At 55.2% G+C, this 18916-nt stretch carries 18 protein-coding genes and 1 riboswitch; of the genes, 3 read left to right on the forward strand and 15 right to left on the reverse strand.

Translation table 11 applies throughout. The features are described 5' to 3' along the window. Window positions 1–153: 153 nt before the first annotated feature. The 15 genes from Q5911_RS10725 to Q5911_RS10795 all read right to left on the reverse strand — a co-directional run bounded on the left by Q5911_RS10725 (window position 154) and on the right by Q5911_RS10795 (window position 14115). Window positions 154–1392: a 6-phosphofructokinase gene (locus Q5911_RS10725; RefSeq protein ID WP_303182686.1), complete on the reverse strand. Its 1239-nt coding sequence runs from the start codon at window positions 1390–1392 to the stop codon at window positions 154–156. Between the two features lie 159 nt (window positions 1393–1551). Further along, complete coding sequence (glpK, locus tag Q5911_RS10730) at window positions 1552–3048, reverse strand: glycerol kinase GlpK (RefSeq protein WP_303182687.1); 1497 nt, start codon at window positions 3046–3048, stop codon at window positions 1552–1554. A gap of 129 nt (window positions 3049–3177) precedes the next feature. Further along, window positions 3178–3900 carry a 4Fe-4S double cluster binding domain-containing protein gene (locus Q5911_RS10735; RefSeq protein ID WP_303182688.1) on the reverse strand — a complete coding sequence of 241 codons (723 nt, stop codon included), beginning with the start codon at window positions 3898–3900 and terminating at the stop codon, window positions 3178–3180. Window positions 3901–3950: 50 nt separating this feature from the next. Next, a complete protein-coding gene (locus Q5911_RS10740; RefSeq protein ID WP_303182689.1) occupies window positions 3951–4226 on the reverse strand; it encodes an acylphosphatase in 276 nt (91 codons plus the stop codon). 78 nt (window positions 4227–4304) lie between these two features. Beyond that, window positions 4305–4919 (reverse strand): thiamine phosphate synthase, encoded by a 615-nt coding sequence (locus Q5911_RS10745; protein WP_303182690.1) that lies wholly within the window; start codon window positions 4917–4919, stop codon window positions 4305–4307. After that, on the reverse strand, window positions 4912–6129 hold the full coding sequence (thiH, locus tag Q5911_RS10750) for a 2-iminoacetate synthase ThiH (RefSeq protein WP_303182691.1): 1218 nt from the start codon (window positions 6127–6129) through the stop codon (window positions 4912–4914). Before thiH ends, Q5911_RS10745 begins: the two co-directional genes overlap by 8 nt. 28 nt (window positions 6130–6157) lie before the next feature. After that, window positions 6158–6946 (reverse strand): thiazole synthase, encoded by a 789-nt coding sequence (locus tag Q5911_RS10755; protein WP_303182692.1) that lies wholly within the window; start codon window positions 6944–6946, stop codon window positions 6158–6160. Window positions 6947–7026: 80 nt separating this feature from the next. Then, entirely contained in the window at window positions 7027–7665 is a 639-nt protein-coding gene (thiF, locus tag Q5911_RS10760; protein WP_303182693.1) for a sulfur carrier protein ThiS adenylyltransferase ThiF, read from the reverse strand. A 5-nt stretch (window positions 7666–7670) separates the two neighbouring features. Beyond that, window positions 7671–7874 carry a sulfur carrier protein ThiS gene (thiS, locus tag Q5911_RS10765; RefSeq protein WP_076778386.1) on the reverse strand — a complete coding sequence of 68 codons (204 nt, stop codon included), beginning with the start codon at window positions 7872–7874 and terminating at the stop codon, window positions 7671–7673. A gap of 229 nt (window positions 7875–8103) precedes the next feature. Beyond that, window positions 8104–8209: riboswitch (TPP riboswitch) on the reverse strand. A gap of 49 nt (window positions 8210–8258) precedes the next feature. After that, window positions 8259–9263 (reverse strand): ABC transporter substrate-binding protein, encoded by a 1005-nt coding sequence (locus Q5911_RS10770; RefSeq protein WP_303182694.1) that lies wholly within the window; start codon window positions 9261–9263, stop codon window positions 8259–8261. Between the two features lie 118 nt (window positions 9264–9381). Beyond that, complete coding sequence (locus tag Q5911_RS10775; protein ID WP_303182695.1) at window positions 9382–10305, reverse strand: sensor histidine kinase; 924 nt, start codon at window positions 10303–10305, stop codon at window positions 9382–9384. 48 nt (window positions 10306–10353) lie between these two features. Beyond that, on the reverse strand, window positions 10354–11223 hold the full coding sequence (locus Q5911_RS10780) for an ABC transporter permease (protein WP_303182696.1): 870 nt from the start codon (window positions 11221–11223) through the stop codon (window positions 10354–10356). After that, window positions 11216–12133, reverse strand: a complete 918-nt coding sequence (locus Q5911_RS10785) for an ABC transporter ATP-binding protein (RefSeq protein ID WP_303182697.1) — start codon at window positions 12131–12133, stop codon at window positions 11216–11218. The genes Q5911_RS10780 and Q5911_RS10785 overlap by 8 nt, the downstream gene beginning before the upstream one ends. Window positions 12134–12222: 89 nt before the next feature. Next, window positions 12223–12900, reverse strand: a complete 678-nt coding sequence (locus Q5911_RS10790) for a response regulator transcription factor (RefSeq protein WP_303182698.1) — start codon at window positions 12898–12900, stop codon at window positions 12223–12225. A 120-nt stretch (window positions 12901–13020) separates the two neighbouring features. Continuing rightward, window positions 13021–14115 carry an aldo/keto reductase gene (locus Q5911_RS10795; RefSeq protein ID WP_303182699.1) on the reverse strand — a complete coding sequence of 365 codons (1095 nt, stop codon included), beginning with the start codon at window positions 14113–14115 and terminating at the stop codon, window positions 13021–13023. A 282-nt stretch (window positions 14116–14397) separates the two neighbouring features. Here Q5911_RS10795 and Q5911_RS10800 point away from each other — a divergent pair, with 282 nt between their 5' ends. From Q5911_RS10800 to Q5911_RS10810, 3 genes are read left to right on the forward strand one after another with little or no spacing between them, the layout of a single operon-like run. Beyond that, on the forward strand, window positions 14398–15348 hold the full coding sequence (locus Q5911_RS10800) for a ketopantoate reductase family protein (RefSeq protein WP_303182700.1): 951 nt from the start codon (window positions 14398–14400) through the stop codon (window positions 15346–15348). 25 nt (window positions 15349–15373) lie between these two features. Next, complete coding sequence (locus tag Q5911_RS10805; protein WP_303182701.1) at window positions 15374–17119, forward strand: ABC transporter ATP-binding protein; 1746 nt, start codon at window positions 15374–15376, stop codon at window positions 17117–17119. Then, window positions 17112–18881 carry an ABC transporter ATP-binding protein gene (locus Q5911_RS10810; protein WP_303182702.1) on the forward strand — a complete coding sequence of 590 codons (1770 nt, stop codon included), beginning with the start codon at window positions 17112–17114 and terminating at the stop codon, window positions 18879–18881. Before Q5911_RS10805 ends, Q5911_RS10810 begins: the two co-directional genes overlap by 8 nt. Window positions 18882–18916: the final 35 nt, after the last annotated feature.

Below are 18916 nucleotides of genomic sequence, written 5' to 3' on the forward strand. Positions count from 1 at the left end.
ATGTCCAGAAAGTATTATAACGCCCCAAAGCCGGGGTGTAAAGGCAGGCGGCCGTGTATTTTTTACAGTTATCCTTTCTCCAGGACATAAGAAGACCCGGCCTTCTCCGTCCGGGTCCTCTCTTAAGGTTATGATATCCTATATACTTATACTCTACAGATTATATGGCCGGAAGAGATGACGCGGAATTCCGTCTACCATGACGGGTGACACATCTCCCTGGATCAGTGGGCGCACATAAGCAACAAATTCGTCTGTCACGCCTGTGCCCTCCTCATTGACCCATTCTCCTGGCACCAGTTTCTCATCGTTGGCAATCTTATGCACGTCCTTTACTTCCGTGCCGCACTGGTATGGATCGTCCGAAAGTCTCTGCAGAACAACCATCTTTCCGGAATCTCCCTCGTCCGCTGCTTTCACTGCAGCACCGCCTACCTGATAGGCTTCCAGGATATCCACCCTGGATGCCGCATGGGAAGCGGATCTCTGAAGACTGCTCAGCTCGATAGCACGGGTCTTGCATCCGATCTCGCCCGCAATAAAGCTGGCCAGATAGGAAGCTGTCCCGGAAAGCTGCTTGTGTCCGAAAGCATCCACAAAATCTATGCTGCTGCCCAGCTCGCACACATAAGTACCGTCAGCTGTCCGTATTCCTTCGGAAACGGCAACGACAACAGAAGGTTTCTTTGACAGAAGCTCTTTTACCTTATCGCTGAAAGCATGCAGGTCAAAGGAAATCTCCGGCAGATAGATCAGATCCGGGCCCTCGCAGTCCTCGCCTTTTGCCAGAGCTGCAGCTCCGGTCAGCCAGCCTGCATTTCTTCCCATAATCTCTACAATGCTCACAAGACCTTTGCTGTACTCCAGACAGAAGCTGTCACGGATGATCTCTTTCACAGATGTGCCGATGTATTTTGCAGCGCTTCCGTAGCCCGGTGTGTGGTCCGTAAGAGCCAGGTCGTTGTCAATGGTCTTCGGGCATCCGATAAAACGGGTCGGGTGTCCCGTCACAATAGCGTAGTCGGAAAGTTTCTTGATGGTGTCCATGGAGTCATTTCCACCGATATAGATAAACGCCTCAATATCCAGCTTGTCGAGAATAGAAAAAATTTTCTCGTACACCGCTTTATCCTCATGAATCTCCGGCAGTTTGTAGCGGCAGGATCCGAGGAAAGCTGCAGGCGTCCTCTTCAAAAGTTCTGCGTCCAGCTCTGTGGTGATATACTCTGACAGATCCAGATACCTCTCCTGCAGAAGGCCCTGTATGCCGTGAAGCATTCCATACACTTTATTTGCCCCGCGGTCCTTCGCCGTGCGGTATACACCCGCGAGACTTGAATTGATGGCGGCTGTAGGGCCGCCAGACTGACCTACGATTACATTTCGTTTCATGCTATGCTACCTCCGTCCTTTAAATATCGCGCCGCATGTCCTCTCTCCCGGATCAGGCGGGCACTGTACATTTCCGGCGCTAAGCTCTTAATATATCTATTTTAGTATATTTAGCCATATCTGTCCAGCAAAAGAATATTTTTTTGTACATTTTCACAACTACTCATCCTTTGCCCAGTGATAAGCATAGCGGACCGCCTTATTCCATCCCCGTATCTTATTCTCCCGCTCCTCCTCAGGAATCTGAGGCATAAAGATCCGGTCACTGGCCCAGTTTTTCAGCACTTCTTCCTTATTCTCCCAGTATCCGACGGCAAGTCCGGCCAGATAGGCAGCCCCCATAGCCGTGGTCTCCACACATCTGGGCCGGTTCACAGGGGCATTGCTGATATCCGCCTGGGACTGCATCAGGAAATTGTTGGCGCTGGCTCCTCCGTCCACTTTGAGGGAGCTCAATGTAATGCCTGCATCCGCTTCCATAGCCTTCAGCACGTCATTGACCTGATAGGCAAGGGATTCCAGGGTAGCCCTGATGACATGGTATTTATTGACTCCCCGGGTAATGCCCACAATGGTTCCTCTGGCGTAGGGATCCCAGTGAGGCGCACCAAGGCCCGTGAAAGCCGGCACCACATAGCAGCCGTTTGTGTCTGGCACTTTATTTGCCATATATTCCGAATCCTCGGAGGAATCGATCAGACGCATCTCGTCCCGGAGCCACTGGATAGCTGCTCCGGCCACGAAGATGGATCCTTCCAGGGCGTAGTTCACCTTTCCGTCCAGTCCCCAGGCAATGGTAGTGAGCAGGCCGTTGTCAGAGAACACCGGCTTTTCCCCTGTATTCATCAGCAGGAAGCAGCCTGTACCGTAGGTATTCTTTGCCTCCCCGGGCTGGAAACAGGTCTGGCCGAAAAGAGCCGACTGCTGGTCTCCGGCCGCCCCTCCGATGGGGATGCTGCCGCCAAAGTAGGAGGGATCGCTCTCCCCGTAAATACAGCTGGAAGGCTTCACCTCCGGCAGCATAGTAACAGGGATATCAAGAAGCTTCAGGATATCTTCATCCCACTGCAGGGTATTGATATTAAAAAGCATGGTCCGGGATGCGTTAGAGTAATCTGTCACGTGAACTTTTCCCTTTGTCAGCTTCCAGATCAGCCAGGTTTCCACTGTGCCAAAGAGGAGTTCTCCCCTTTCAGCCCGCTGTCTCGCACCCTCCACATGGTCCAGGATCCACTTGATCTTTGTGGCGGAAAAATATGCGTCAATCTTAAGACCGGTTTTCCGGCGGATCATATCTTCCAGGCCCTCTGCTATCAGCTTGTCACAAAAACCTGCTGTCCTGCGGCACTGCCACACAATGGCATTGCAGACGGGCTCCCCTGTCTTTTTGTCCCACACAATAACAGTCTCCCGCTGATTCGTGATACCGATCGCAGCAATGTCCGTAGCCTCCGCCCCTATCTTGCTCATGGCCTCCACCGCTACCCCAAGCTGGGTGGACCAGATCTCATCCGCATCGTGCTCCACCCAGCCCGGTTTCGGGAAATACTGAGTGAACTCCTTCTGAGCTACGCTGCATATATTCCCCTGTTTGTCAAACAAAATACAGCGGTTGCTGGTGGTGCCGGCATCCAGCGCCATCACAAATTGTTTCATAATTGTCCTCCTTTTTGCAATTCCGGACGTAATACTTTTAAAAAGTATTACGTCCGGAATTGCAGTAACTGGTATGTTATTTTGTATTTACCTCTGAATACTTTCCTTATTGTCTGTTATCCTATTGAATTATCTGCCTGCTTCTGCGTCTTCCCTTGCCAGATAGCGGCGGGTATAAGGGCACACGACAAAGCATTTTCCGCACAAGTCCGCCTCGATCCCGGTGCGCTGCCGCATAAGTTCCACCTGTTTCTTATAGCAGGTATCCTTGTCGAACAATGCCTCCCGGCCCATGCCTGCACTCCACAGTGTCCCTTTCAAGGCATGTGCAGGACAGTTATCCACACAGGCCCTGCAGGCGCCGCAGCGGGAACTTGTGACCGGCTGTCCGCAGGGAAGAGGGGCGTCTGTGAGAAGCGACGAAAGGCGGATGGCTGAGCCGAACGCTTCCGTCACAAGGATACAGCTTTTCCCTATCCATCCAAGCCCTGCTCTCGTGGCCACTGTTTTGTGGGGAAGAGGCGTGATCCAGTTTTCATCCTGGCTGACTCTGTCCGTAGTCTGTGCATAGGCCCTGAATCCCCGGCTTTTCAGGAAATCCTCTCCGGCCAGCACGATCCTGTTCAGTTTCTGATTCAGGGAATGGTAGGTCTCATAGTATTCCAGCGTGGGGCCGTCCTGGATCTGCCGGACGATCTTTTCCGGAACCGGGACAGCCACGGCCACACCCACAGGATATGGCGGGGTATGCTCCTGCCGGGACATGATTTCGGCCAGATCCCCGCACCCTGCCAGCGCAGCCCCTTCCTGCTCCAACACAGATTTCAGTTCTTTCCAGAGTGTATCCTCCATGCCCTGTCCCTCCTCACCTTACAGAATGGCAGTACTTAACAGTATTCACATTACAGCAGGACCTTAAAGCTCTTCTCATCTTCCTCCAGCGGGAGGTCTTTCCCATCGATCCAGTCAATCTCGATAAAGCTGTCGTGGTTCAGGCTGTACAGGAGCTTGTCCACAAGCTGGGGCCTTCCCTGGATCTCCAGCGTCACGGTCCCGTCCATCTCATTTCTCACCCAGCCTGTGATCCCCAGGGATTGGGCCAGGTATTTGGCTTTGTAACGGAAACCCACGCCCTGCACCCTCCCGCGGAAATTCAATTTTTTTCTGACTTCAGCCATATATTCCTCCTGTTCTCTTTCATCTGAGGTATTGTTTTTATTCTAATTCTTTTTCCACAGGCTGACAAGTCCTTCCAGTTATATCCGCATCATCTCCGACATGATGCAGCCGCCCGCCGCTCCGCAGGACAGGATTTCCTTCATCTGACCCGTGCCCATATGTATACCGCCGATGGCCCACACCGGCACATCCGCCAGAGCGCAGATTTCCTGCAGAAAGGCGGTTCCCCGGGGAGGCAGCCCTTTTTTACAGTCCGTAAGATAAATATGCCCCGCAGTCAGGCAGGTGGCGCCCAGCCGCAGCGCTTCCTCAGCCTCCCGCACAGAATGGACCGATGTTCCCACATGGATGAATTCCTTTAAAATCCCCGTTTCCCTGTATCTTTTCATAAGCGCCAGCGGCAGGTGGATGGCATCCACCCCTGCACATAGCGCAGCTTCCGGGTATGTATGATATACGCAGGGCACCTGGTACTCCCGGCAGATCGCAAGCACCTGTCCGGCCAGGCGGGCGTAATCCTCCTCTTCCAGATCCTTCTCCCGCACGATCACAGCCGCCGGATGTAACTGACAGACCCGGCGGATCTGCTCCAGGTAGGGCCGTGCGGCCAGATGGCGGTTTGTCACCACCGCCACCCGGGACAGGACGTCCTCATCCGGAAGGCCTCTCTTTGCCATTTCTTTCCTACACATAGATGTACTCCGCCATGACAGGCTGCAGATGGTTGGACTCCAGGGCATGATAGACCTCATTAACCGACCGGCCGTCTGAAATTTCGAACTGTTCGTCGCCCCGATCCGCCACATCATCGCCGTGCTCTCCGATACCGGTGCTGACTCCCGCCGAGATCTTGGTGGCAGCGATCTGCACCAGGTTATCCCGGACTCTGGCACATTCCCGGCTGGATATGGTGATGCTTGCAAAAGGCATGAACAGCCGATAGGCGCAGACTACCTGGAGAAGCTGGGCCTCGTGGACATCCATGGGATTGATCTTGTCATTGTTGATAATGGGACGAAGCCGCGGACAGGAGAAGGCGATCTCCCCGTGGGGATATTTCTTCTGCAGCAGATATGCATGCATGCCGGTGGCAAATGCATCCTTCCGGAAATCGTCCAACCCTAAAAGGGCGGCAAATCCCACACCTCTCATGCCTCCCATAAGGGCCCGCTCCTGGGCGTTGAACCGGTAGGGAAAGATCCGCTTGTGTCCGGCCAGGTGGAGAGTCTCATATTTGTCGGAATTGTAGGTCTCCTGGAAGACCGTCACATAGTCTGCCCCGCATGTTTGCAGGTACGCATACTCGTCCGAGTTCATGGGGTAGACCTCCAGCCCGATGACACGGAAATATTTCCTGGCGATCTGGCAGGCCTTTCCGATATACTCCACAGTAGATTTCTTCCTGCTCTCCCCTGTCAGGATCAGGATCTCCTGCAGCCCGGTCTCTGCGACAGCCGCAAACTCTCTCTCCATCTCCGCCTCGTCAAGCTGGGCCCTCTTTATCTTGTTGTGGCAGTTGAATCCGCAGTAAATGCAGTAATTTTCACAATAATTTGCGATGTACACCGGCGTGAACATGGCGATCGAGTTGCCGAAATGCTTCCTGGTCTCCGCCTGTGCCGCCTGGGCCATCTCTTCCAGGAGCGGCATAGCTGCCGGGGAGAGAAGGGCCTTGAAATCTTCCGGGGAGCGGCTTTCCTTTGCAAGCGCACGTCTCACGTCCGCTTCCGTGTAGCTGTCGTAGTCATAGCGGTCCATCTCAGCTATAACTTTGTCCATCACTTCCGAGCCGATATCCTCCATATCCGGCAGGTACGTCATATGGTCGATCCGATTCTCCCGCTGATGCTCCCGGATCTCATCGTTTAAAATGCTCTCATTTATATGATTTTCTGCGCTCATTTTCGCAAGCCTCCTTCTATGCCAACTGTTAATCTCTCAGATACCCGGTAAGCGGCGATGAGGCGCTTCCTCCTTTTGCCCGGACACTTCCCATCCCCGCAAGGTAAGCGGCGCGTCCCGCCTCCACAGCCAGCTTCATGGCGCCGGCCATGGCCGCGATGTCTCCCGATGTGGCGATGGCGGTGTTGGCCATAACAGCGGCAGCCCCCATCTCCATGGCCTCACAGGCCTGAGAGGGCTTCCCGATCCCAGCGTCCACGATGATGGGGAGATCGATCTCATCAATGAGGATCTGGATAAACTCTTTTGTACAGAGCCCCTTATTGGAACCGATGGGTGCCCCCAGCGGCATGATGCAGGCAGCTCCCGCCTCCGCCATGTCTCTTGCCATATTCAGATCCGGGTACATGTAGGGCATGACGGTAAACCCTTCTTTTGCCAGGATCTCTGTGGCCTTGACCGTCTCATAGTTATCCGGGAGCAGGTATTTGGTGTCCCGCATGATCTCGATCTTGATCAGGTCACTGCCGCAGACCTCCCTTGCCAGCCTTGCGATCCGCACCGCTTCCTGGGCGTTTCTCGCACCGGAAGTGTTGGGCAGGACAGCCACCTCTTCCGGTATGTAATCCAGGATGTTGGCAAGTCCTCCCTCATTTGCCCGGCGCAGGGCCATAGTCACGATCTGAGCCCCCGCATGCTCCACGGCTGCCCGGATCAGGTCCAGGGAATATTTTCCGGATCCCAGGATGAACCTGGATGTAAATGTATGATCTCCCAGTTTCCATGTGTCTTTTTTGCTGTCTATCCTTGTTTCCATTTTCTTTCCTTCCCCGCCGGCTTTTCCTGGCCGGCGCTTTTTCATTTCTTCGTCTTTTCGTTTCTGCCTGTGATAACTTCCTAACTCTCGCCCAGTATGAGCCTGATCACCATGTTGGCCTGATGAGCCGCGCAGAGAGCCACCCTGGGCGCCATAAGCCCCCGTCCTGCTGCAGCCTCAGTTTTCTCATCCCCGCACAGGTAAAAGCGGGAGACAACTCTCCTTGTGTGGATCTCATTGCCGTCCCCGTACCCTGCCATGCCGCTGGCGGCCACCAGATATTTCTCCGGCAGCTGCTCCAGCACCGTCCGGACAAACATGGCCTTCTGCTCCGCAACGTCAAAGGCCTCACAGATATAGGTGTCGTCCCGCAGCAGCCCGGCAGCGTTCTCCTCTGTCACCCGCAGGCAGTCTGTCCGCAGATCCAGCCAGGGATTGATCCGCAGCAGATTCTCCCGAAGGGCCTCGGTCTTTGGCATGCCCACCTGGTCGGCAAAATACTGCTGCCGGTTCAGATTGGTCACATCCACCCTGTCAAAATCGATCAGATGGAGATGTCCCACCCCCAGCCTGGCAAGGCTGACCGCTATATTTGACCCAAGACCTCCAAGGCCCGCCACCGCCACCCGGGCGGCGCTGATCCGTGCCTGGATGCCCTCTGTGTGGCGACTTACGAGGGCCTGCCGGATCTCCTCTTCTGTTACTTGGATGTTCTGCATCTTCTCTAGCCCCCTCCCACAAAACTTACGACTTCCAGTGTATCTCCGTCCTCGATAAGGCGGCTCTCATACTCCCTTTTGGGCACAATGGAGCCATTTTGCTCTACGGCCACCCGGTCCGGCCTGTATCCCTTTTCTTCCAGAAATGCACTGACAGAAAGGGACGACGCAAACGTCTCCGGCTGTCCATTAATGCGCGCTGTGATCACAAAACCCTCCTCCTTTCTTCCGGGCAGTCGTCCTCTGGTAAGGGACAGCAGAAATATGTCCCAAGAAAAAAAGGTTCACGAAAGAATACACCCGCGGTGGTGCACCCCTTCGTGAACCGTCCTTATCCATTCACTGTTCACTCACATGGTCCTGCCCTGTTCTGTTGTCTGTAAATTTCCTGACCTGCCCGCAAAATAAGAAAAGGGAAATGGCATCATGCCATTTCCCGCAGTCTCTCATCTATTTCCCTACGTTGGCATTATCCAAATCAGGTTCCCGGGTCGAAGTTCCCAACTTCCTCTCAGCCTGTCTACAAGCTCCCCCTATGCAATTTACATGTCCCAATATACCCACTTTGCCAGGAAAAGTCAATAGCTTTTCCTCTACTCGGCTTCTATGGCCTCATATCCCTCCGGGATGGTGATGCCCAGCTCCTCACAGATAGCGGGATTGTACTTTTTCGTCACCTGGGCCGCTGTCTCCACCTCCATGGATGCAATGTCTTCTCCCTCTGCCAGTATCTTGTATGCCATCTCGCCGGTCTGGTATCCCAGATCGTAGTAGCTGATGGAGAGCGTGGCCACGCCGCAGCCGCTGCAGATGCCCTCCTCTCCCGCGATCACCGGGACCTTGGCGGGAAGGCAGATATTGTTGATGATCTGGGTGTTGGACGCCATGGTGTTGTCCGTGGGGATGTAGATGGCATCGCACTCCTCCACCGCGTTTTGAGTCACAGACTGTATCTCGTTGGAGTCGGCAGCTGTGTACTCTTTGTAGGAAATGCCGTCCGCCTCCAGCTCTGCCTCAAAAAGCTCTGCCTGGTACTTGGAGTTGGACTCTGCGGAGCAGTAAAGGATCCCCACTGTCTTCGCCTCCGGCACAAGCTCCAGCAGCATATCCTCCTGCTCTTCGATTGGCGCCAGGTCGCTTGTCCCTGAAATGTTCACTCCCGTGGCTCCTGTCCAGTCGTCTATTCCCAGCGCGCTGCCATAATCAGTAACGGAAGTTCCCAGGATCGGGATGTCTGACGTCGCCTGGGCTGCTGTCTGGAGAGGCAGGGTAGCGTTGGCAAGAATTAAATCTACATCAGAAGAAACAAAATTATTAACGATGGTGGAGCACATAGTCTGCTCTCCCTGTGCGTTCTGCACGTCAAACTCTACATTGTCCTCGCCAAACAGCTCCCGGCAGGCATCCTGAAACCCTTCCGTGGCCGCATCCAGAGCCGCATGCTCCATCTGCTGGCAGATTCCTATAGTATATGTACCGCTTCCGCCTGCGTCATCTCCGCTGCTTCCAGAGCTGTCTCCTGAGCTGCTTCCGCAGGCTGCAAGTGCGGCTGTCATGACTGCTGTCAGTAAGATTGCTGTTACCTTTTTTAACTTCATGTCCTTTTCCTCCTGTCGCTTTATCACTTAAAACTTCTACACTTTATAGTGCTAAAGTATTTATGAAATAAATTATACAGAGATACGCAGAAAAGTCAAGCCCTTTTTTATTTTCTTTTCACACGTCCTCTGTATACCCCTTTGCTCCACATGGCAGCGCCGCAAGCTGCACCTCAGCCACAAACCAGTCTTCCTCCATACGGGCGGCGATATCTCCCTCCATCCTGCGGGCCAGCTCTCTGGCAATGGAGAGGCCCAGCCCCGTGGAGGTCCGGCTCCTTGCCTCATCTGCCTTGTAGAACCTGTCAAACACATGCTCTGTATCAATCTTGTCCGGACAGGACACCTGGTTGGCAAAGGTCATGACAGCCCTGTTCCCCTGCCTCTTGAGCGCAATGCGGATCTTCTTCTCGCCGTGGTCCATCCCGTTCTTAATGAGATTCTGGATGACCCGTCTGAGGGCACGGGGGTCTGCCTCCACACAGATTTCCTCCTCAGGAATGGAAAACTCCGGTCTGATCCCAAGCGCCAGCCATTCCTCGTAGTAGGAAAACAGCGTCTCCTTCAGGATCCGGTTCAGCCGGCAGGCTGTCCTCTCTATTTCATAGCGCCCGCCCTGGAGTTTCGTGTAAGTGAACAGCTCCTCCAGCATCTCCTTCAGACTGCCGATCCTCTCCTGGATGATGCGGATATACCGTTCCTGCTCCTCCGGGTCTCTGGTCTCCCGGAGGAGCTGAAAATACCCGTCCAGGGAGGTGAGAGGCGTGCGGATATCGTGGGACAGGTCCGTGTAGATGCGGGCAATCTCTCCCTCCTTTTCCATGTACTCTCTGTGTTCACTTTTCATCTCCAGCAATAGTTCATTGAGCTCTTCTGCCAGCTCGCCCACCCCGCCGGCCCGGATCTGGGTCGTGATGAGCATATTGCTGTCGTGCTCCCGCAGGAACGCAATCTGGCGGCAGATGTCCTTCATCTGCCGCTGGTATTTCCACAGCACTGCCGCCAGGATCACGATACCTGTTATAAGGATAATAGTCAGCATCCTGTCTCTCCTTCTGTAAATGCTCCTCCTGTTGACTTCTCCTGTCCCCTACACATCCCTCTTCTGGAACACGAGAGCCCCCAGGCCTGCCGCCAGGACAAGGAACAGGGCCGCTGTCAGCAGCGCTCCTGTCACGTCTGACGCGGAGGGCGCCAGGGGGAGCATGGCAATCTTTCCCGTGATGGTGTGGGAGATAATGTCAACATCTCCAGCCCCCATCCTGCGCAGCAGTGTCTCCGCCCCGCCGTACAGGATGATAGCCAGGTTCTGGCAGAGCAGCACCCCCAGCACCATGCTCAGCACGCTGCTCCGTATGATCACTGTAAGGGCACACAGGACCACCATAAAGGTACAGTGCAGCGCTGTCTGCGCTCCCAGATAAGGGAGGAACTCGCCCGGGTCACCCCAGGCCAAAGCTCCAAAAAGCAAGGCATCAGAAATCGCCTCAATGGCCACGAAAAAGAGGATGGTAAACACTGTGTACACCATCACAGCCACCGCCTTGGCCGCCACAAGGGCCGCCCGGCTCCTCACCTGTCCCGCTGTGTTCTTCACATAGCCGCTGCTCATGTCCGCCCCGGAAAACAAAATCGTGAATATAGCAATAAAAAGAGCTATAAATCGCCCCTGTATATTTGCCGCAAACAGGTCAAACACAGTCACCTGCTCTCCAGGTGTGGTGGGGAGAGTGACAGTCATACCCAGATTGGGCGTCTCCTCCCCGCTCTCATCCGGCGAGGAGGGACTCACCTGCACCATATCCACCGATGCCTCGGCCGCCTTCCTTGTGTCTGCCCGATACTCATCCCGGCTCATGATATTAGTAAAAAGCACGCACCCCGTCAGCACGATGAGGATCACATAGGCGCTCCTTGTGTGGAGCATCCGGTATGTTTCCATTTTTATCATATTAAGCATTTGCCCCGCCTCCTGTCAGTTTTAAGAAATAGGTCTCCAGCTCCTCGTTTGTGACAGAGATGCCCCGCACAGGGATTCCTGCCTTTGCGAAGGCCATGTTGAGCGCCGCGCTCTCCTCCAGCCTCTCAAAAATATAGATGTGCTCCCTGTCTGCCACCTGGTATCGTTTTATTCCCAGGCGGTCCATCACCGGAACAGCCCGCTCCGGGTCATCCAGTGTGACCTCCAGCCTCTCGCTGCATTTTTCCATCAGCTCTTCGTTCGTCAACTCCTGGAGAAGAGTCCCGTTGTGGATGATCCCGTAGTCTGTGGCTATCTTGGAGAGCTCCTCCAGGATATGGCTGGAAATGAGGATCGTCATATTCCTTTCCCTGTTCAGCTTCAGCACCGTATCCCGCACCTCCGCGATCCCCTGTGGGTCCAGGCCGTTGATGGGCTCGTCGAGGACCAGCAGGTCCGGCTCTCCCACCAGGGCCAGGGCGATGCCCAGCCTCTGCTTCATGCCCAGGGAGTACCTCTTCACCGGCTTCTTGCCCACGCCCCCAAGGCCCACGATATCCAGAAGCTCCTCCTCGTATCCCCTCTTGTACACGCCAAGGAGCATGCTCTTCATTTTCAAGTTGTCTCTGGCAGACATGCTTCCATAGAGGCCCGGCCCCTCGATAAGGCAGCCCACCCTGGAGCGTATCCGGCTCAGCTCGCGGCCCCTGCACCCGAACAGCTCGATCTCTCCCGCCGTGGGGGAGGCCAGACCGCTGATCATCCGCAGGGTAGTGGTCTTGCCCGCTCCGTTCCTGCCGATAAAACCGTATATCGCCCCCTTCTTTATATGCATGCTCACCTGGTCTACTGCCCTGTGCCTGCCGTACTGTTTTGTCAATGCTCTTGTCTGCAGCAGCAGCTCACTCATATGTCTCACTCCTTTTCTCTCGATCTGTCTTACATTCTAAGGACCTTTCCTTAATCCTTCGCAAATAAAATCTAAAGAAAAGGTAAAGCTTACCGGGGCATACGGTAGCCGATACCCCATATAGTCTCAATGTACTCCTCCTGCGTCTCCTTCTTTATCTTCCTGCGGATATTGCTGATGTGCACATCCAGCGTCTTGGTCTCCCCCATGTAGGGCTCCTCCCAGGCGTACTCAAAGATCTCCTCCTTGCTGTAGACCCGCCCCGGGTGGGACAGGAGGAGTTCCAGGATGGCAAACTCCTGGCGTGTAAACCGGGGCAGCTCTCTTCCCCTCACAAAGACCTTAAAGGGCTCCTTGTCCAGGGTCATCTTCCTGTGGCTCAGAGTGTCCCCGGCAGCCTCGGCTGTCCCCCGCCTGCGCAGCTGCACCTCGATCCTTGCCAGCACCTCCCGTATCTCAAAGGGCTTTGTCACATAGTCGTCCGCCCCGCTCTTTAAGAGGTCCACCTTGTCGTCCAGCCGGTCCTTCGCAGTCAGCACAATGACCGGGATATCCCTCTTTCTGCGTATCTCCTCCAGCACCCTCTCCCCGGACATGCCCGGCAGCATCAGGTCCAGGAGGACCAGGTCAAAGGGCTCCATGTCCAGGCGCAAAAGCGCCTCAGTGCCGGAGTAGGCCTGGCTGCAGGTGTAACCGCCCTTCTCCAGCGCCTCTCTAAGCAGGTTATTGATGTTTGTGTCGTCGTCTATGATCAGAATATGGCTCATTCAGAATGTCTCTCCTCCATGCAGCTGGCGGATTCTTCCGCCTTTTCCTATCATTGTAGCAACATAAAATTCGAAAAACAAGACGGTTTTCTTACTCTGCATTCTCCCGGCCCTCTTCCCTTAGACACCAAAATAATCCCGGATCTCCTTCATCCTCTCTGTCTGCTTCACCTGGAAAGGACAGCGCCTGTCGCAGTGGCCGCATCCAGTACAGCTGGAAGCTTTCTTCTCCAGATTCAGATAGTGGTTCCTGGCCAGCGCATCCCCTGCCATGGCAAGGTCATAGTACTTATTGATCAGCCCCACATCCAGGCCGGAAGGACAGGGCTGGCAGTGGTTGCAGTAGACACAGACGCCTTCCGCCTCCCGGGGTGCAAAGGAACCCAGGACAGAGTAGTCCTTCTCCTCTTCCGCGGCCTCAAAAAAGCCCAGAAGGCGACGCAGATCCTCGGTTCCCCTAAGGCCGGGGAGAACAGTCAGTACGCCCGGCTTGTCCAGGGCATACTGGATACACTGGTACTCGCTGAGGGCCTGCCCAAAGGGTGAAGTCCCTGCGTTTAAAAGCTGTCCACCCCCGAAGGCCTTCATAACAGAGATGCCGACTCCCTCCGCCTCGCACCGGCGGTACAGGGCCGTCCGCTCGTCTACCGTCCCGATGGCATAGTCTCCGTGCCGGTAGTCATAGGCCGGATTGATGCTGAACATGACCATGTCGATGAGCCCTGTATCCAGCATCCGGTTCACGATCCCCGGCGTGTGGGAGGAAAGCCCGATATGGCGCATGACTCCCGCCTCCTTCAGCTGCTTCATATAGTCCAGCGTGCCGCCCTCCAGGACTTTCCTGAGGTCTGCCTCCTCGTCGATGCAGTGCACAAAGCCGAAGTCAATGTAATCTGTCTTCAGATTTTTAAGCTGCCAGTCCACAGACTTTTTGATCCGCTCCAGGCTCAGGGTCCAGCCATATTTTCCCGTCCTGTACTCAGCCCCAAAATGCACCTGGTAGTAGAGCTCTTTCCTTCTGTCTTTCAGAGTCTCTCCGTATACAGCAAAGGGAGACGCCTCTGACATGGCCAGGTCAAAGTAATTGACTCCCCGCCCGACAGCCAGCTCCAGGGCCTTCCTCATCTCCTTCTCACCGCCCTCGCCGATATATCCTCCTCCAAGTCCGATCACGCTGATCTTCTCTCCTCCTCTTGGAAGTATACGGTATTCCATAAAAATCCCTCCTTGTACTTCTTATCTTCCCTCCCATTATAGGGTCCGCCTGCATCAAAAAACAAATACCTGTATCCTATATCCTGCCATAGCTTTTTTGAATGGTTTCCCAGCTCCCGGCAGCCTTATCCTCTCTCCCAAAATAGTATTTCACCAGCCTTTGGGGTATGGTATAATATATTTGTTGTGCATGCCGCACTTCATATTAAAAGGAAAAAGCGGCTGCGCCGGCGGCATCTTCTCTCTCCGCCCCGGCCCCGCAAAGAAAGAAGGATATAGATCATGAAACGATTTGAAGACAAAAAAATCACGGTCCTTGGACTGGGAGGCGTAGGCGGCTACGTGGGCGCCCTGCTGGCGGACACATACCCTCATGTCACCTTTGTCGCCAGAGGAAACAGAGGTGCCTCCATCCAGTCAGGAGGGCTTATCCTCCACAGTGACTACCGGGGCGAGCGCACCGTTCACCCGGAAAATGTAGTGGAGACAGCGGCGGATCTGGAAACCCAGGACTACATTTTTATCTGTGTGAAGAACTACTCTCTTGAGGAGGCCTGCCGCTCCCTGGCCGGCTGTGTGTCTGAGGATACGGTCATCATCCCGGTCATGAACGGGGCTGATCCCGGCGACCGGGTGCGGGAGTATCTGCCCCGGGCCACTGTCATTGACTCCCTCATCTACATCGTGGCTTTTGCCAATGCCGACTACTCTGTCACCCAGCAGGATAAGTTTGCCAACCTCTATGTGGGCATCCAGGATGCGGATCCTGCCGACTGGAAGAAATGCTGTGATGTGACAGACCTCCTCAACGGAGCCGGCGTGGACTGCACTGCCTCCCGGGATATCCAGGCAGAGATCTGGAAAAAATACATATTAAACTGCGCTTACAATGTAGAGACAGCCCTCTACAACAATTCCATCGGCCAGCTCCGGGATGATCCACAAAAAGCTGCTATCTACGAGGCTCTCGTGGACGAGGCCTGGCATGTGGCTCTGGCCAAAGGCATCCACGTCACAAAGGCGCACCGGGATGCTATCCTTCACCGCTTCCACTACGAACTCCAGTATGATGCCACCAGCTCCCTGCAGCGGGACGTCAATGCCGGCCGGCCCACAGAGCTTGAGACATTCAGCGGCTATATCGTCCGGGAAGCCCGGCGGCTCGGCACAGCTGCCCCTGTCTCTGAAAAAATGTACGAAGAACTGAAAGAAACATGCAGAAAAGCAGACTGATACCAACAGAGAAAGGATCACAACAATGAAGCGTCTACTCAATTATTTAAAGCCCCATCCTTTTATCACCGTCATGGCCCCTCTCTTCAAGATGCTGGAGGCGACCTTTGAACTCTTTGTCCCTCTGGTCGTGGCCCAGATGATCGATGTGGGGATTGCAGGAAACGATGGCCCCTACCTCTGGAAGATGGGGGCTCTCCTCATCCTCCTGGGCATCGTGGGTTTTTCCTTCTCCCTGACTGCCCAGTACTTTGCGGCCAAGTCCGCTGTCAGTGCCGGGATGACCATGCGCAGCGACCTGTTTGCCCACATTGGCACCTTCTCCTACCAGGAGATCGACACTATCGGCACCTCCACCCTCATCAACCGGATGACCAATGACGTCAATCAGGTGCAGAATGGAATAAACATGTTCCTCCGGCTGTTCCTGCGCTCCCCCTTTGTGGTTCTGGGCGCCATGGTCATGGCCTTCACCGTGGATGTCCATGCGGCCCTTCCCTTTGCCGTCACTATCCCTGTGCTTCTTGTGGTTGTTTTCACCATCCTCCTTGTCAGCATGCCCCTCTACAAGAAAGTCCAGAGGCAGCTTGACAGGGTTCTCCTTCTGACCCGCGAAAATCTCCTTGGCATCCGGGTTGTCCGGGCCTTTGCAAGGCAGGAGGAGGAAAAAGAACGGTTCAGCCAGGAGACGTGCGGGCTGTACAAAAAACAGCTCTTTGTGGGGAAGATCTCTGCTCTTTTGAATCCTCTCACCTACGTCATCATCAACCTGGGGATCATCGCAGTCCTCTATTTTGGGGGACGGCAGGTGGATGCAGGGAATCTGACACAGGGGCAGGTCATCGCCCTCATCAACTACATGTCCCAGATCCTGACAGAGCTTGTGAAGCTGGCCAACCTGATCATCCTTCTGTCCCGGGCTCTCGCCAGTCTCGCCCGGGTAGGTGCCATCTTCGATGTGGAGCCCTCCATTTCCGACGAGGGGGAGGCCCCCTTACTCTCCCCTGCCAAAGAGGGACATCCTGCTGTTTCCTTTGAAAATGTGGGCTTCACCTATGCCGGGGCCCGAGAGGAGACACTCCACGGCATCAGTTTTTCCGCCATGCCCGGAGAGACAATCGGCATCATCGGGGGAACCGGTTCAGGCAAATCCACTCTGGCAAGCCTGATCCCCCGGTTCTACGACTGCACCTCCGGCACCATCCGGCTTTTCGGACAGGATGTGCAGTCCCTTAAGCCCTCCTCCATCCGGAAGCGGGTAAGCATCGTGCCCCAGAAGGCCACTGTTTTTTCCGGTTCCCTCCGCAAAAATATGCAGTGGGGCAAACGGGATGCCACAGATGAGGAGATCTACCGGGCGCTGGACACGGCCCAGGCAAGGGAGTTCGTGGACAGCAAAAGGGAGGGGCTTGACCTTGTGATCCAGCAGGGAGGCAGCAACCTGTCCGGCGGGCAGAAGCAGCGTCTTACCATCGCCCGGGCCCTTGTGGGGCAGCCGGATATCCTGATTCTGGACGACAGCGCCTCGGCCCTCGACTTTGCCACCGACGCAAGGCTCCGCAAAGCCATCCGGGAGAACACAGGGAACATGACCGTCTTCATCATCTCCCAGCGGGTATCTGCCATACAGAGTGCAGACCACATCCTTGTCATGGATGACGGGCGTCCCGCCGGGTACGGCACCCACCAGGAGCTTCTCTCCTCCAACCATGTATACCAGGAAATCTGCGCATCCCAGTCTGCCGGAAAGGAGGCATCTGCAAATGCATAAAGAGACATCAGACAAAAAGAAGAACAACAAAAAAACGCTGAGACGGATCCTCCACTACATCCGGCCCTACACCGCTCTTGTAGTCCTCTCTCTCCTGCTCTCGGCACTGACCGTGGGACTGACCCTCTACGTCCCCATCCTCACCGGCCGGGGCGTGGACTACATCGTGGGGGAGGGGCAGGTGGATTTCGCGGGACTTATGGCCGTGATCACAGGGATCCTCCTCTCCATTGCTATCACCGCCGCAGCCCAGTGGATCATGAACCACATCAATAACAAGGTCACCTACCGCATTGTCCGCGACCTTCGCGTTCAGGCCTTCAACCATCTGCAGGAGCTGCCTCTGTCCTATGTAGACCGGCACTCCTCGGGCGATCTATTAAGCCGTGTCATCACAGATATTGATCAGTTCTCGGACGGCCTGCTCCTTGGCTTTACCCAGCTCTTTACAGGCGTGGCCACCATTGTGGGAACGATCCTTTTCATGCTGGGCATCAACCCATGGATCACCCTGGTGGTTGTCGTCTTAAGCCCCATGTCCTTTCTGGTGGCAGATTTCATCTCAAAGAAATCCTTCACCATGTTCAAAAAGCAGTCTGAGACCCGGGGCGAACTGACCGGTTTCACCAACGAGATGCTGGGGGGCATCAAGGTGGTCCAGGCCTTCGGCCACCAGGACGAGGCAAATAAAGAGTTTGATGAGATCAACAAAAGGCTCTCCGAGTACTCGCTGAAGGCCACCTTCTTCTCCTCCATCACCAACCCCGCCACCCGCTTCATGTACTCGGCCATCTACGCAGGCGTAGCCATTGCGGGGTGTTTTTCTGTCATGGGGGGCATGCTCACTGTGGGACAGCTCTCCAGCTTTTTGAGCTACACAAACCAGTACACCAAACCGTTCAATGACATCACCGGCGTGCTGACCGAGTTCCAGAACTCCATCGCCTCCGCCGCCCGGGTCTTCGAGCTCATAGACGAGCCGGCTGCTCCGGCGGAACCTGCAGACGCAGTGGTGCTGACAGAGCCGGAGGGACGCATTCTCCTGAAGGATGTGGATTTCTCCTACACGCCGGGCGTGCCCCTGATCCAGGATCTGAATCTCTCCGTAAAGCCGGGGCAGCGGATCGCCATCGTGGGACCCACAGGCTGCGGAAAGACCACCCTCATCAACCTGCTCATGCGTTTCTACGATGTGCAGAAGGGCTCCATCCAGGTGGACGGCCACGACATCCGCCAGATCACCCGCCACTCTCTTCGCACCAGCTACGGCATGGTCCTCCAGGAGACCTGGCTGAAATCCGCATCCATCCGGGACAACATCGCCTACGGCCGGCCCGGCGCCAGCCTGGAAGAGATCATCGAGGCAGCCAGGAAGGCCCACGCCCACAGCTTTATCATGCGTATGCCGGAGGGATATGACACCATCATCACCGAGGGCGGCGGCAACTTGTCTCAAGGGCAGAAGCAGCTTCTGTGCATTGCCAGGATCATGCTCTGCCTGCCTCCTATGCTGATCCTGGACGAGGCCACCTCTTCCATAGACACCATGACAGAGATCCGCATCCAACGGGCCTTTGAGACGCTGATGCGGGGCCGCACCAGCTTTGTGGTGGCCCACCGCCTCTCTACGATCCAGACGGCGGATGTGATTCTGGTTATGAACAAGGGACGCATCATCGAGCAGGGCACCCATCAGGAGCTTTTGGCAAAGCAGGGTTTCTACGCAGACCTGTACTACAGCCAGTTTGCAGCGGACAGTTAAGTTTTTTTATTTTTTTCTTGACAGTCCTGCCAAAG

Origin of the sequence: Lachnoclostridium phocaeense, assembly GCF_959599685.1 — a bacterium.
GTDB lineage: Bacteria > Bacillota > Clostridia > Lachnospirales > Lachnospiraceae > Claveliimonas > Claveliimonas monacensis.